This window comes from Cylindrospermopsis curvispora GIHE-G1, from assembly GCF_014489415.1.
In the GTDB taxonomy this organism is placed as follows: domain Bacteria; phylum Cyanobacteriota; class Cyanobacteriia; order Cyanobacteriales; family Nostocaceae; genus Raphidiopsis; species Raphidiopsis curvispora_A.
Genome location: NZ_CP060822.1, coordinates 2,783,634 through 2,797,586 on the forward strand (window position 1 = coordinate 2,783,634; position 13,953 = coordinate 2,797,586).

The window sequence follows — 13,953 nt, forward strand, 5'->3', positions numbered from 1 at the left end:
GCCAATTTAGGTAGGAGTGCCCATAAATGTCTATAAGTCAAACACCAGGTCCCCTTAAAACTCCTCTGCTCCCACCCCTACTTGGTGCTTCAGTGGATGAATTAACCACCTGGGTACAACAGCAGGGACAACCGGGATATAGGGGTAAGCAACTGCATAATTGGATTTACCACCAGGGCGTACGTAAAATTGGTGATATATCTGTATTTCCTAAAACTTGGCGCGAACAGGTTGCTGATGTTTCCATAGGTCGCTCATCGGTTGACTATCAGTCTTTAGCCACCGATGGTACAGTAAAATATTTACTCCAACTAGCAGATGGCGAAATTATCGAAACTGTTGGGATTCCCAGTGATAATAGGCTAACAGTCTGTGTTTCTACTCAGGTGGGTTGCCCAATGGCTTGTGACTTTTGTGCTACTGGTAAAGGTGGGTTTAAACGCAATCTCAATCGTGGGGAAATTGTTGACCAGGTACTCACAGTACAAGAAAATTTTCAACAACGGGTAAGTCATGTTGTATTTATGGGAATGGGTGAACCATTATTAAACACAGAAAATGTGATTCTAGCTCTCAAGTGTTTAAATCAAGATTTAGGAATTGGACAGCGCTCTTTGACAGTTTCTACTGTAGGTATTCCAGATCGTATTCGTCAACTGGCTCAACACCATTTACAAGTTACTCTTGCTGTTAGTCTACACGCACCCAACCAGACCTTAAGAGAACAAATAATTCCCAGTGCTAAAACCTACCCCATAGAACAATTATTAGCGGAATGTCGAGAATATGTGCAAATTACAGGAAGAAGGGTCACTTTTGAGTACATTCTTTTAGCTGGTGTTAATGATTTACCGGAACAAGCTTTGGAGTTATCCCAACAGTTGCGGGGTTTTCAAAATCACGTCAATTTAATCCCTTACAATCCCATTCAAGAAGCAGACTATCAGCGTCCAAACCGGGATAGGATCAATGCTTTTGTGAATGTTCTGCAAAAGCAAAAAATAGCGGTCAGCATCAGATATTCTCGCGGTTTGGAAGCAGACGCGGCTTGCGGTCAACTCAGAAGGGGTAAAAAGTGATACAGAAGTTTTATGTATCCCGGGCTAAACCGGTATCTTGCTAGCATAAATACCTGGTGCGTAAGCTTCAATCACCCTACCCGTACGAGTACAGTTGATCATTAAATAGTCACAAGCTGGACATTGAGTTCTAGTAACTTGACTCTCAGCTATAAAATAGCGGTCGGCCATTTTACCACAATTGGGACAGTGGACTTTATTTTGTAAGATTTGCATTTTAAACTCCCTGGATTAAATAACTTTTTGCTAATTTTTCACCGAAACCAAAAAAATCTTTTTTCGATTTTGCTCATCATCTCTGAGCCAATCTTATTAATCCTCATTCTTGAGATATATAAATTTATATGAGCTGTTCTATCTTACCGGGTTAGTTACTGATCCCTAGAACTTAATCTTTGAGACACTGTATCTTAGCCTGCACTATAAAAGTATGACCTTATTTAATTCAACAGCTACAAATATGAAAAAACTGTATTACAAGTCACAGAATTTTTTTCTTAATAATCTATTAATCATATCAGTAATTTATTCATGCACTACAGATATTCATTCGATATGATGTGTATTAATATGATGTCCTTTGGCATTACGTTATTACACTTGTAATAATTACAATTTGATTATCTTTATATATAGAATTACGAAAAATTTAAATTCAATGTAGAAAAAGCAGGACAAGCCTGCTTATAAAAAATACTTAACCTGATCAAATTGGAAACGATAATTAGTAACCACGCTTGAGTGCCAATTCAACACGATTAAACTCCAATTCCAAACGATCTTTTAGCTTTTGGGGGACAGGACGATTGGGGTAGGAACTGTAATGACCTGCCAAAGCATTGAGGGCAGTGCGCATAGTCGTAAAGGAGCTTAAACTAGAAACCGAACTGGAACGCTGATAACGGGCAGAAAAGTCATTGATTTTTTGACGTGCTTCCGCTTGAATTGCTGCTTTATTAGGGTCATCAGGTGATACTTCCACGGCCTGTCTCATCACTTTAACAACTGCTAGAGTGTCTTGACGATAATCTCCAGTCAAACTATCGGGAGTACCGGAACAACCCATCAAACCAATGGTAATCACTAAAATCAGTGCCAGCAGACGCGACCAATAACTCTTCATATCCAATTAAAACAAAAACAATAGGTAAATCAAGTTTCATCCTATCTTGGATTGGTATCCGGGGATTGACTTCTCTGTGGTGTTTAAACCTGAAGATAAGCGAAAATACAGAGTATTACGCTGTTGATAGGGTCTATTTAAAGACAGGATGGCACTTTGTAGAGTTTCTACTTCCATACATGTGCCCCCAATTGCACCAGCCATAGTAGTAATGTGTTCTTCCATTAAAGTTCCTCCAATATCATTACAACCCCAATTTAAAGCCTCCATAGCACCGGTTAATCCTAACTTAACCCAGCTTGGTTGATGATTGGGTATGTACTTTCCCAAAAATATTCTTGCTACTGCTGTTAATAAGAGTGCATCAGCTAAAATGGGTTGGTCTCTACCAACTCGACGACGTAGGGGTTTTGGTACGTCTTGACCAACAAACGGAAGGAGAATAAATTCGGTAATTTGCCCTGGATATTCTTTTTTGTGTGCTGCTTGCTGGAGTTGGCGCAGTTTTTCTAGATGTGTAATTTGCTCTTCTGGAGTTTCAATATGTCCCGACAACATGGTGCTGGTGGTACATAAACCCAATTGGTGGGCCGTAGTGATAATTTCCAGCCATGTTGCTGTATTGATTTTTTCGGGACATAATACTTTTCTCACCTCATCATCCAACACTTCTGCTGCTGTTCCTGGTATGGAACCCAAACCTACATCTCTTAAAGCTGTAATTACCTGCGCATAAGAAATACTGTCTAGTCTTGCAATAAATTGTATCTCTTGAGGAGAAAAAGCATGTATATGTAGCTGAGGAAAGTTTTGTTTAATAGTTTCTATTAGTTTAATGTAATACGGTAGAGACCTACCATGGATTTGGGCTTTTGGGTTTAGTCCTCCCTGCATACAAATTTCTGTTGCGCCTCGACTTACCGCATCCGCAGACTTTTCCAAAATTTGTGACCAATCTAGCCAATAGGCATCCTCATCACTATCATCTCTCCGAAATGCACAAAAACTACAATGTTGTTCACATATGTTGGTAAAGTTAATATTCCTATTGATAACATAGGTGACCACCTCTCCTGCTTGTTTTTGGCGGAGCTTGTCAGCTGTTTCCCGAATAGTATTTATAGTTTCTGGATCAGTTTGCTTTAGTAAAATTACTGCTTCTGATGGTGATATATCTGATCCTAGTAGCGATCGCTCTAAAATAGAGTTGATAGGAGTTAATGTTATATTATTCACTGGTTTTGATTTTTTTGGTAGGACAAGTAGTATGTAAATAAGTAAATAAGCGGAAAAACAAAAATTAACTATGGTTAACCTAATTTAACATTAAAAGCCGATTTTATATCTTATGTATTTGCGGTATGATGTTCCAGCGTCAAAGTCATGGAAATAGCATTAACTTGTGGAAAAATCAAAGCTAATTACCCCCACGGGTCCCTTAAAAATTGCCGAATATCCAGCTTTGGAGTTGGGGTGGGATGATGATGTTGTTCTCTTATCCTTGGTAATTCCCACCTATCAAGAGCGAGAAAACATTCATAAAATGATTAACATCATCAACAGCATACTAGAGGAAAGTATTCCCAATAACTACGAATTAATAGTAGTTGATGATAATAGTCCCGACTTGACATGGCAAGTAGCAGAATCGTTAATTCCAGAGTATCCCCAATTGCGAGTGATGCGTCGTCAACAGGAAAGAGGTTTGTCCTCAGCAGTAATTAGAGGTTGGCAAGCTGCCAAAGGGCAAATTTTAGGGGTAATAGATGGGGATTTACAGCATCCTCCAGAGATACTATTACAACTGTTATCCCAAATAAAAAGAGGTGCTGATTTGGCCGTGGCCAGTCGTCATGTGAATGGTGGTGGTGTTAGTAGCTGGAACGTGGTCAGACGATTTCTATCCCGTGGAGCCCAAATTTTAGGGTTGGTTATCTTACCACATATCCTAGGTAAAGTTAGTGACCCCATGAGTGGCTATTTTATGGTACGTCGAAATGCGATCGCTGGAGTAGAAATGAACCCCATAGGCTATAAAATTATTTTAGAAGTAATTGCGAGAGGGAAGATCAAAAAAATTGGGGAAGTTGGTTATGTATTCTGTGAACGCGAGGAGGGGGAAAGTAAAGTAACTTGGAAGCAATATCTAGAATACATTCAACACCTCATACGTCTACGTTTATCTACGGGAAGATTAGGAAAAATCAGTCAGAACTTTAACTTACAAATTACCCCTCCTCTAAGTAGATTTATGCGATTTGGTTTAGTGGGACTAAGTGGGGTGTTTGTAGATACGGCCGTGCTTTACCTATTGAGTGATACTTTAGCTTTACCCCTAATTGGTAGCAAAATCCTAGCTGGGGAGCTGGCAATTTTCAATAATTTCCTGTGGAATGATGTATGGACATTTGGGGATATTTCTATCCAACAACGGAGTTGGAAACAGCGAATAAAGAGATTTTATAAATTCAACTTGATTTGTTTAGCAGGTTTAATCATAAATGTATTGATATTAAAATTTCTGGTTCACTTTTTAATTTCCAATCGTTATATTGCCAATCTCATAGCAATTGGCGTGACAACAATTTGGAATTTTTGGCTTAATTTAAAATTAAGTTGGCGGGTAACAGACGTCAAGTGACATCAAAATAAATTGTGAAATCCTCTGGAGATAAAGACTGGAAAATCCCCTATCTGATGTAACTATTAAATTTTCAATGACCCCCTTATGTCGGATAGAAATATTATTTTCATGTCTGGTAATAACTACAGAACCATCTATGGCATCCCTTAACAATATCATCTCAGTTTCAGTGGGATGATCTAAAATAACAATATCACTACCTTTGTAAACCATTCCCCTACTTTCCAAAATATCCCCAGAATATTCAGCAATAAATAAATCCAATTGGGGATGACGTAATAAACTTTGAACATTGCGATTATAATCTTCATGAAAAAATCTTTGAGCAAGATTTAAAAACGAACCTTCACGAGAAACACCACCGATTTTTAATTTTGGATATTCTGACAATAAGTAGGCAATAGTATCCAGTAAAGCCTTCTTAGTAATTCGATTAAAAGTTATAATCGGGATTCTAGCATCCTCAGCAGAGGGAAAAAACTCTGATAGAATATAGTGTGGAACATCAACACTTTTACCAATAGCAGGATTAAGATGCATAAAAATACCCGGTGCTGCATTAATTTCCAAAACAGCAAAATTACCATATCGCCAAGAATGGGCAATATTTTTAGCGATTACATCAATCCCCAAACAAGTGAGGCGAAAATTTTGGGCAATTTCCTCTGCAAGAATAATATTATCTGGATGAATTTTATCGGTAGCATTAATGCTAACACCACCAGAAGAGATATTAGCAACATCAGAAAGATAAACACTGCGATTTTTCTCAATTACACTATCTAAATCTAATCTTTGACTATATAAATATCGTTCCATAGCCCGATCAATCACAATCTTACTCATAGAAGAAGTAGGAGTATCTCTTCTTTGTGGTTGATTATTTTCCCTGGCAATTAGTTCCTCAATTGTTGAATACCCATCCCCAATTACCGACGGTTGACGGCGTTCTGTTGCAGCAACAAATTTACCATTCACACACAATAAACGAAAATCTTTCCCCCAGATACTTTCTTCAACAATTACTCTAATTGACTGGTCTTTAGGAATTGCTGAAACTGCCAACTCATAAGCAGATTTTAATTTTCTCGAGTCCCTTATATTGGGGGTGACACCAATCCCCTTATGACCAGACACAGGTTTAATTGCAACAGGGTAACCAATTTCTTGAGCTACAGCTATAGCTTGTTTTTCTGAAGTTACAATATCACCTTTGGGGACAGGAAAACCCAATCGGTCTAAAAATTCCTTACAGTCATCTTTACGAGTGGTAAATTCCGAATCCAGATGACTATCAACATCAAAGGTGGTCGCAATTCCCCTCAGCTGTTTTTTTCCGTAACCATATTGCATTAACCCCTCTTCCCATAGATAAAAAGTAGGAATACCCTGTTGGTAAGCAGTTTGCCATAAAGCATAGACAGTCGGTCCACCATAAACAGATTTGCGAAATTGATCTTGTAATTTTATCAGTCTCTCTTCAAGGGGGAAATACCGTTCTTTACTAATATTTTCAAACCAGTCCCAAACCAGGTAAACTACTGATTTGGCTGTATGTTCATGCAATGCTTGAATGGCAATCTTTACATAGGAATCATGGGAATTTATACTGTAAAGATTGAAATATAGGGACATATCTAACTTATTAACTTCTGATACAACCTGAGCAAATAAATTAGCATATAATTCATAGGTTTGTTTAGCTACCTGGGGATAAAAATCACTAATAGTGTGAACATAATCTTCCATTGGCAGAGGATCTTGATGTTCAGTTAAGGCAAAGTCAAATACTATGGCTGCTGTATCTAAATAGGGATTTGGTCCAATATAATACTTGAAGTTAAAAATATCGAATACATCTGTTTTTCTAGCATTTACACGCGTTGTTCGTTCTTGAACCATTGATTTTCAGTTATCCTTAGATTGGGAAAGAATTGTGGAGGAATAACAAAAATTAATTAGATGCTAGGTTTTCACCCTTCCTGTATTTCTTATTGCTACCATTGGAGGCGCTATATAAGCCCTATATATTTTTACCCTGACATTATTTCACATTGATATACCTAACCAATGACATGCTGCTCCCATAACAACTCCTAGTCTTTGTTTTATCAAATCATCTCTAGTCATTCTGTAGGATAATTTCAATTTACCTCAAGTTTATTAGTTATTCATAAGTTAATCAAGTTTTTCAATCTCAAATTTGGAATGTAGTTTAAGCTATTGGTTATTTCCTCAAAGATAGAGAACCAATAGTCGTAATACATTTGGAACTCTTCAAGTTCCACTGCATGAGGATAAATTGTGCCGTCTTCCAACTCAAACTCAGTTTTTGTAACACGGATTACCTTTTTGCTGTTCATAGCAATTTACTCCAATACATATATATCATATACTATGAGATTTTGGTAATATTTAGTAGGATTTATCAGATCTGCTTTTTACTGCCTAAAACCCCTATTCTTTCTTCAAGGTTCCCAAAACCTAAACCTGTCTAAATGATTATGATTAGCTATAACAACTGCTGCTGCAAAATTCTCTGCTGGTACTAGTTCTTTTAATTGCCAATTTCCTACTATGCACAATTTAGCAGATTTATTTAGCGCTAAGTCTATCTCTACTTGAGCTAGTTCAGATATACCTTTCCCAGTAGCTTTTAAATAAGCCTCCTTACAAGTCCAATAACGGAAGAATATCTCCTGTTGTTCTTCCGGAGCTACTGATTTAATTACCTCATATTCCCTAACTGAAAAAAAGCGCTTGGCTAAGTTTTCTATGTCTGATGTGTGACGAATACTTTCTAAATCTACTCCTATTAGTCTATTATGACTCACACCACATAAACCTAGGTCTTGAGAATGGGATAAATTAAAGCATATTCCACAATGCTTAAACTTCAAGCCTAATAATGGCTTTCCTCTCTCTTCATACTCAAATTCTATTTCTTTTGCTTCTACGTTTATATACTTCGACAGGATTTTTCTAAGAAAGGCACGACCAACAATAAAACGCTCTTGGTGTTGTGGAAAATAAAATTTTTCTGCACGAGCTATTTCATCACCAGATAAAACCCTGCGGTAAAATTCCATTTCCGATGGTGATACCTTCAGGTTAATCTTCCAGATATGTACTTCCTGAGCGCACAGCTGGAAATTTTCAGGCGCCCGTTGCCAAACAATACACTGATTCACAACTAATTCCAGTTCTTAGGGTTTTAAGTAGGGAGGCACAATTATTTGTAGGATGGGCTAGGGGTAGCGTAACCCATGTGGGCGTTGGGTTTCATACTTCAACCCAACCTACCTTAATTTTATATTAAATTCCACCCACCCACTTATATCCTAAATTTTATAACCTAGATTTTACAAATTGTAAATAATTATTGTTTTTATGTTATTTTTGTGCATTAATAACAAATAAGTAAAAAGATATACTTTATTTATTCCGTATGTGATGATCAACTTGACTCCTGACTCAATGTGACCTCGAAAAAATATGGTTAGAAACTGTAATTTGTGAATTACATCTGGTGGTGTAAACTGATATTATTTCCATGTCTTTAATTGTGAACCTAAGTCCTTTACCACATTAGTCCTTATGTTCAATTTTAAATGTTCTTGTCCATCAAAAAAGTAATCTTTGTATATATCAAAGATTCTTAATTTATCGTTAAATATAAGGTAGTCATAATTTTTTAATAATGCCCAGGATTCTTGTCATAGACGATGACCCAGCGATTTCAGAACTTGTTGCCGTCAACTTGGAAATGGCTGGCTACGATGTTAATCAAGCTGAAGACGGTATTAAAGGTCAGGCGCTAGCTCTCCAACTACAACCCGACTTGATTTTACTTGACCTGATGTTGCCAAGAGTAGATGGATTTACCATTTGCCAAAGACTGCGTCGGGATGAGCGTACTGCTGAAATTCCCGTCTTAATGTTGACCGCTTTAAACCAAACTCAATACAAAGTAGAGGGATTTAACGCTGGTGCGGATGACTACCTGACCAAACCTTTTGAAGTAGAGGAGATGTTGGCTCGAGTCAGAGCTTTGTTGCGGCGAGCCGATCGCATACCCCAAGCTGCCAAGCACAGTGAAATTCTCAATCATGGCCCCTTGACTCTGGTCCCAGAAAGGTTTGAAGCTATCTGGTTCCATGAAACCGTGAAACTGACTCATCTGGAATTTGAGTTACTTCACTGTTTACTTCAACGTCATGGTCAGACCGTCTCTCCCAGTGAAATTCTGCGAGAAGTTTGGGGTTATGACCCTGATGATGATATTGAAACCATTCGTGTTCACATTCGCCATCTCAGAACTAAACTTGAACCTGATCCTCGTCGTCCTCGTTATATTAAAACGGTTTACGGTGCAGGTTATTGTTTAGAGTTACCTGCTGTACCTCCATCTGGTGAAGCAAGTAACATGACACTGGTAGAATGATTTGACCAGGGATTAAGCTTTCTTGATTCCCCGATTGAAACACGGGGTTTCTCAGCATATTATTGATATCTTTCTAAGAAATCCAAAGCATAATTTCGCAGTTCATAGTATTCCTTAGATTCCCGTAATTCGTATCTGTCACGAGGACGGGGAAGAGGAATATGTAAGACCTGACCAATAGTTGCGCCAGGTCCATTAGTCATCATTGCCACCCGATCGGACATAAAAATAGCCTCATCTACATCATGGGTGATCATCATCACAGCTTGAGGGTGTTGTCTCCAGATTTCCAAAACATCCTGTTGTAATTTGGGTCTGGTCAAAGCATCAAGTGCCCCAAAAGGCTCATCCAAAAGCAACATTTTCGGTCGAGTTGCCAGGGCCCGGGCCACACCTACCCGCTGTTTCATTCCACCAGAAAGCTCATGGGGATACTTATCAGCAGCTGCAGACAGTTTTACCATCTGGATATGCTCATTTACAATGGCCACTTTTTCCGGTCGAGACATGGTTTTAAACACTTCATCTACTGCCATACGAATGTTTTCTCGCACTGTGAGCCAAGGTAACAAAGCGTAGCCCTGAAATACCATCATTCTTTCCGCACTTGGCTTAGTAATGGCTTTACCCTCTAAAGTAACTAGTCCGGAGGTGGGTTTTTCCAGTCCTGCAACAATCCGCATAAGGGTTGATTTTCCGCATCCTGAATGCCCAATGACTGATACATATTCCTGTTTACCAATAGCAAGATCAATACCGTTGAGAACAACAAACTGTTCACCACTGGGGTGGCGATAGGTCTTGATGACTTGCTCGATACTCAAAAACGGATGACTATCCTTGGGTTGAGAAGGGTCAATTGATTGCATTGTGAATGTCATAAACCATCTAGGTATGAAAGTGAAGGAAAGTTAAGGTGAGTTGCCAAAAACAAAACCATCAGGTAATATAGAATGATTGCGCATTCCTGACCCGAATATCAAAACTCCTGATATACCCAACAGGATCGCCAGGGTCAAAGGACTTACCATCAATAAAAGCTGTTCCAGCTTCTGGTTTGTAGTCCTCCGATGGGCATGGAATACCCATCTCTTGGGCAATTTCCCGGTAGAGGTCTGTTCTCCAAGCTTGACGTGCGATCGCCTCAGCTTTTTGGGGAAATTCTGCAATTTGTCCCCAGCGAGTGGCTTGGGTCATCAGCCAAAGACATTGGGACTGCCATAGAAAGGTGGAATGGTCGTTGGCTACCTGAGAAACTGAGGTTGGTAAATCAAAGAATAAGGTAGTTTCTGGATCATTAACTAACCGGGATTGGTTGTCGAAACCACCATAATCAAAGTTACCAACGATTCCGGGCTGGGTATATTTGACAGCAGCTCCCGTAAAGGTGCGCCGGGAAATTAGGTTGGCTACCTCAAACCGATTGGCAGGATTGCTGCAATATTGACAAGCCTCGATCATTGATTTCACTAATGACCGATAGGTCTTAGGATAGTCATTAATAAAAGATTCCCGAACTGCTAATACCCGATCTGGGTGTCCCCGCCAAATTTCCCTTCCTTGGACAAATGTAAAGCCCACACCCTCATTCCTGGAAATGGCACGGGTGTTCCAGGGTTCGGCTACCATGTATGCTTGCATGGAACCAATACGCATATTGCTGACCATTTGTGGTGGTGGGGTTATAATTAATCGAAGTTGACTAATTGGGTCAATCCCCACTGCTCCTAATAGATAACGCACAAGGTATTCGTAAATGGATGAGCTAAGCACCACTGCCCACACACGATTATCAACCGGTGTATTTTGCCAATACTTGCTTAGATCACGTCCAAAAGATTCTAGGTTGTTATTATAGGTGTACCAAGGCCTAACTCCATCATTCCAAAGTTGGCGATTCATGGTTAAACCATTGCCATGGCGGTGGATTGTCATGGCTGCACACAGCGGAAATGGTCGCGCTCCTTCAGCTCCTATACGCGCATTGGTAACAGCTCCCGACACCACTGGGGAAGCATCCAACCTGCCAAAGATGATCCCGTCCCGGGAATTAGCCCAACTGGCTTCACGACTAAGGGTAACATTTAGACCATATTTATGGAAAAAGCCTTTTGTTACAGCAATAGCAAAGGGAGCACAGTCGTTTACAGGTACAAATCCAATGGTTAGGTTAGGTTTTTCTAAACTGGCTGGATCAACAATAGGTTTCTCTGTATAATTAACAGATAAATCAGTAGAATTTTTAACTTGACTTTGACAGGAAGAAAAGGCGATCGCTGCTGTAGTGGCACCAATTCCCTCTAGAAAGGCACGCCGAGTCCGGGGTATATTCATCAGATCTCCAGTACCTAGCTAGGAAGAATATTTTAGAATGGCCTGTAGTTTAGTCAGGGCATAGTCTAATACCAGACCAGTTAAACCAATGACGAAGACGGCTAAAAAGACGGAACTCACATTCAACCTATTCCACTCATCCCATACAAAAAAGCCAATGCCAACTCCCCCAGTTAGCATTTCAACAGCTACAATTACTAGCCAGGCAATGCCCAAACTAATCCGTAATCCTGTAAATATATAGGGGAGACTAGCCGGTAAAACTACTTTCACCAGCTGCTTCCATCGTGGCATCTCCAACAGCTGTACCACCTCCAAATATTCTTTGGGGACGTTTCTAACCCCTTCAGCTGTATTGATGATAGTTGACCAAAGAGATGTAATAAAAATTACAAATATTGCTGATGGTTCTGCTGCATTAAAAATGGCTAGGGCAATGGGCAACCACACTAGGGGAGATACGGGTTTAAATACCTGAATAATAGGGTTAATTGCTAACCAAGCTGCGTGAGATAAACCAATCCAAATACCAATGGGGATAGCAACTATTGCCCCTAGGGAAAAACCGATACAGACTCGACGCAAGCTGGCTAGTAGTAGCCATCCCAGTCCCAGATCACCTGGTCCTCGGCGATAGAATGGATGTAAAATAAAGTCTAAATTTTTTACCAAGGCTTCTGGTGGGGTTGGCATCATTTCTTGACGAAACAAGGCAATAATCCACCATAAGGCAATGATACCCACAAAACCAGTGACCGGTAGGAGGATATGGGGTTGAAAAAAGCCCCGCAAAGTTTTGAACGTTAAAGTCTTTGCGCGACGAACAAGACTCACTGAAGACATGAGAAAATACCCCTTTCAGGATGGACTACATAGCCGAGAGTCTTAAAAGAATTCTGGTTTTGACCTGACGTGCTTTTAAATTAAGACCGGGAAGCCATAATTGCACGGGGTCATGTAATCACAGTCTTCTTTCAATGCTGACGAGGTTAGCTGACGGGCTAGGACTGAGAGATGTCCCTCTTTAATAAGGTCATGTTAAAGATAAGCCGCTCTATAGGATCTACCCAAAGCTACCCAGACCTTTACAGATCTGGACTACCTACTTCCTGTTTCATCGTAGTCTCAAGATGATTCTTGAGAGGTTTGTCTACTCCACAAGCTATCTCGGTAGAGCTTACCGTTTGATCCGAACGAATCGGAATATGAATTCCTTCAAACCATCGTTCTAGATTTTTTGCTGCGATCTCTGTCTTGGGTGTGTCCACATTCAGGACAAACGTAAACTCTTTCGCGGCATTTTGTGGCGGTGCTTACCACAGTTTGAGCAAATTTGAGAACTGGGAAACATGCGGTCAACTAACACTAATTGACTAGAAAACTTCTCAGTTTTATACTATAATTGGCGCTTGAATTCGTACATTCCACAATCCGCAATTGCACCAGCTAGTTTGTGATTCTTCAAAAATGCTTTGATACTCAATTCTTCAATTTTGATAACGCTGTGGTTTTTAGCGAGATCATAAGTGAGTTTATGAATGGCATCTTTGCGAATATTTGACACTTTAGCGTGAGTTTTAGCCAGTTTAGAAATAGCCTTATCTCGATTCTTAGAACCTTTGACTTTGCGACTAACAGATCGCTGTTGACGCTTCAGTTTCTTGTTCATTACCAAAGTTGTAAGCATGTCTAGCTACTCCGCAATGTTGACGGAATAGAGTCACCTGTTTGTTATTGGGTTTTAATTCCCCTAAGTTTACAAACAATTTGGTTCCCCCGCTTTTCATTTAACTGGACTTAATTTTTACGCGCCCTGTCAAAAGGAAAATTAAGCTGACTTACTCACCATTTCCAATTTTAACACAGTTGTCTTAATTATGTCAATCATTCCCCAAAGAGCCAACTTTAAAGGAAATTCAGGCGGATTATCTTTGACCATTAACTTGGATCGGGAAAAGCCTGGGTATACTAGAAATGATGAGTACTTTGTGTTGCGTGTTCTCAATGGTATGAATCCAGCTTTGTTTAAACTCAAGAAAGATAATCCCAACCAGTTGAAGGTAACATTTGATTGGGATGACTATGAAAAGGATAACGGTGGGATTAGGGATTATTAAGCTTCTCCGTGTCTTTAGACCGGAGAAGCTTAAGAAATTGTCATCAGAGTCTGGTAGGTGCGTATGGTCTGGTAGGTCGAGGGGTTCCCCAGGGGGGGTTACATCTTGGGTGGTGGTTGAAGATTGGGGCACGGTAAGAGGGGGTACGGGGTTCATTTTTGCCCTCAGCTAGGGGGATTTAACCTAATTTTAGCAACTGTTTTTGGTTTCGT

The 13,953-nt window shown here is 39.7% G+C and carries 16 protein-coding genes; 4 read left to right on the forward strand and 12 right to left on the reverse strand.

Features of this window, described 5'->3' with window-relative positions:
- Positions 1-26: 26 nt before the first annotated feature.
- Complete coding sequence (gene rlmN, locus IAR63_RS12365; protein WP_187705487.1) at positions 27-1,079, forward strand: dual-specificity RNA methyltransferase RlmN; 1,053 nt, start codon at positions 27-29, stop codon at positions 1,077-1,079.
- Positions 1,080-1,103: 24 nt separating this feature from the next.
- On the opposite strand, the gene IAR63_RS12370 is transcribed toward rlmN, so the two are convergent.
- From IAR63_RS12370 to cofH, 3 genes are all read right to left on the reverse strand, one after another.
- Positions 1,104-1,295: a pyruvate formate lyase-activating protein gene (locus IAR63_RS12370; RefSeq protein ID WP_187705488.1), complete on the reverse strand. Its 192-nt coding sequence runs from the start codon at positions 1,293-1,295 to the stop codon at positions 1,104-1,106.
- Positions 1,296-1,803: 508 nt separating this feature from the next.
- On the reverse strand, positions 1,804-2,202 hold the full coding sequence (gene psb27 / locus IAR63_RS12375; protein ID WP_187705489.1) for a photosystem II protein Psb27: 399 nt from the start codon (positions 2,200-2,202) through the stop codon (positions 1,804-1,806).
- 36 nt (positions 2,203-2,238) lie between these two features.
- Entirely contained in the window at positions 2,239-3,438 is a 1,200-nt protein-coding gene (gene cofH / locus IAR63_RS12380; RefSeq protein WP_187705490.1) for a 7,8-didemethyl-8-hydroxy-5-deazariboflavin synthase subunit CofH, read from the reverse strand.
- Positions 3,439-3,604: 166 nt separating this feature from the next.
- On the opposite strand from cofH, the gene IAR63_RS12385 reads away from it, so the two are divergent.
- Positions 3,605-4,843, forward strand: a complete 1,239-nt coding sequence (locus IAR63_RS12385) for a glycosyltransferase (RefSeq protein WP_187705491.1) — start codon at positions 3,605-3,607, stop codon at positions 4,841-4,843.
- On the opposite strand, the gene IAR63_RS12390 is transcribed toward IAR63_RS12385, so the two are convergent.
- Both IAR63_RS12390 and IAR63_RS12395 read right to left on the reverse strand, forming a co-directional pair.
- A complete protein-coding gene (locus tag IAR63_RS12390; RefSeq protein WP_187705492.1) occupies positions 4,814-6,748 on the reverse strand; it encodes an ATP-binding protein in 1,935 nt (644 codons plus the stop codon). The two genes, IAR63_RS12385 and IAR63_RS12390, sit on opposite strands and share 30 nt — an antisense overlap.
- A 566-nt stretch (positions 6,749-7,314) precedes the next feature.
- Positions 7,315-8,037, reverse strand: a complete 723-nt coding sequence (locus tag IAR63_RS12395; RefSeq protein WP_187705493.1) for a 4'-phosphopantetheinyl transferase family protein — start codon at positions 8,035-8,037, stop codon at positions 7,315-7,317.
- 509 nt (positions 8,038-8,546) lie between these two features.
- Here IAR63_RS12395 and IAR63_RS12400 point away from each other — a divergent pair.
- The gene (locus IAR63_RS12400) at positions 8,547-9,290 is read left to right on the forward strand and encodes a response regulator transcription factor (protein ID WP_096547518.1); all 744 of its coding nucleotides are present in this window, start codon (positions 8,547-8,549) and stop codon (positions 9,288-9,290) included.
- 59 nt (positions 9,291-9,349) lie between these two features.
- Here IAR63_RS12400 and IAR63_RS12405 read toward each other — a convergent pair whose 3' ends face one another.
- From IAR63_RS12405 to IAR63_RS18790, 7 genes are all read right to left on the reverse strand, one after another.
- Positions 9,350-10,171: an ABC transporter ATP-binding protein gene (locus tag IAR63_RS12405; protein ID WP_187705494.1), complete on the reverse strand. Its 822-nt coding sequence runs from the start codon at positions 10,169-10,171 to the stop codon at positions 9,350-9,352.
- Between the two features lie 58 nt (positions 10,172-10,229).
- Complete coding sequence (locus IAR63_RS12410; protein ID WP_187705495.1) at positions 10,230-11,624, reverse strand: CmpA/NrtA family ABC transporter substrate-binding protein; 1,395 nt, start codon at positions 11,622-11,624, stop codon at positions 10,230-10,232.
- An 18-nt stretch (positions 11,625-11,642) separates the two neighbouring features.
- Positions 11,643-12,467, reverse strand: a complete 825-nt coding sequence (ntrB, locus tag IAR63_RS12415; protein ID WP_187705496.1) for a nitrate ABC transporter permease — start codon at positions 12,465-12,467, stop codon at positions 11,643-11,645.
- A 242-nt stretch (positions 12,468-12,709) separates the two neighbouring features.
- Positions 12,710-12,892: a hypothetical protein gene (locus IAR63_RS18465; RefSeq protein WP_235678258.1), complete on the reverse strand. Its 183-nt coding sequence runs from the start codon at positions 12,890-12,892 to the stop codon at positions 12,710-12,712.
- A gap of 2 nt (positions 12,893-12,894) precedes the next feature.
- A complete protein-coding gene (locus IAR63_RS18885) occupies positions 12,895-12,990 on the reverse strand; it encodes a hypothetical protein (protein WP_456318770.1) in 96 nt (31 codons plus the stop codon).
- 30 nt (positions 12,991-13,020) lie between these two features.
- Complete coding sequence (locus IAR63_RS18470; protein WP_235678259.1) at positions 13,021-13,293, reverse strand: transposase; 273 nt, start codon at positions 13,291-13,293, stop codon at positions 13,021-13,023.
- Entirely contained in the window at positions 13,256-13,411 is a 156-nt protein-coding gene (locus IAR63_RS18790; protein WP_235678260.1) for a helix-turn-helix domain-containing protein, read from the reverse strand. Before IAR63_RS18790 ends, IAR63_RS18470 begins: the two co-directional genes overlap by 38 nt.
- A gap of 90 nt (positions 13,412-13,501) precedes the next feature.
- On the opposite strand from IAR63_RS18790, the gene IAR63_RS12430 reads away from it, so the two are divergent.
- Positions 13,502-13,741 carry a hypothetical protein gene (locus IAR63_RS12430; protein ID WP_223007659.1) on the forward strand — a complete coding sequence of 80 codons (240 nt, stop codon included), beginning with the start codon at positions 13,502-13,504 and terminating at the stop codon, positions 13,739-13,741.
- The last annotated feature ends 212 nt before the right edge of the window (positions 13,742-13,953 follow it).

Bases quoted from the DNA above. Each gene is read 5' to 3' on its own strand.
- IAR63_RS12430 (WP_223007659.1), top strand. From the start codon at position 13,502: ATGTCAATCATTCCCCAAAGAGCCAACTTTAAAGGAAATTCAGGCGGA.
- IAR63_RS18470 (WP_235678259.1), bottom strand. From the start codon at position 13,293: ATGAACAAGAAACTGAAGCGTCAACAGCGATCTGTTAGTCGCAAAGTC.
- psb27 (WP_187705489.1), bottom strand. From the start codon at position 2,202: ATGAAGAGTTATTGGTCGCGTCTGCTGGCACTGATTTTAGTGATTACC.
- IAR63_RS12400 (WP_096547518.1), top strand. From the start codon at position 8,547: ATGCCCAGGATTCTTGTCATAGACGATGACCCAGCGATTTCAGAACTT.
- rlmN (WP_187705487.1), top strand. From the start codon at position 27: ATGTCTATAAGTCAAACACCAGGTCCCCTTAAAACTCCTCTGCTCCCA.
- ntrB (WP_187705496.1), bottom strand. From the start codon at position 12,467: ATGTCTTCAGTGAGTCTTGTTCGTCGCGCAAAGACTTTAACGTTCAAA.
- IAR63_RS18790 (WP_235678260.1), bottom strand. From the start codon at position 13,411: ATGAAAAGCGGGGGAACCAAATTGTTTGTAAACTTAGGGGAATTAAAA.
- IAR63_RS12410 (WP_187705495.1), bottom strand. From the start codon at position 11,624: ATGAATATACCCCGGACTCGGCGTGCCTTTCTAGAGGGAATTGGTGCC.
- IAR63_RS12370 (WP_187705488.1), bottom strand. From the start codon at position 1,295: ATGCAAATCTTACAAAATAAAGTCCACTGTCCCAATTGTGGTAAAATG.
- IAR63_RS12390 (WP_187705492.1), bottom strand. From the start codon at position 6,748: ATGGTTCAAGAACGAACAACGCGTGTAAATGCTAGAAAAACAGATGTA.
- IAR63_RS12405 (WP_187705494.1), bottom strand. From the start codon at position 10,171: ATGACATTCACAATGCAATCAATTGACCCTTCTCAACCCAAGGATAGT.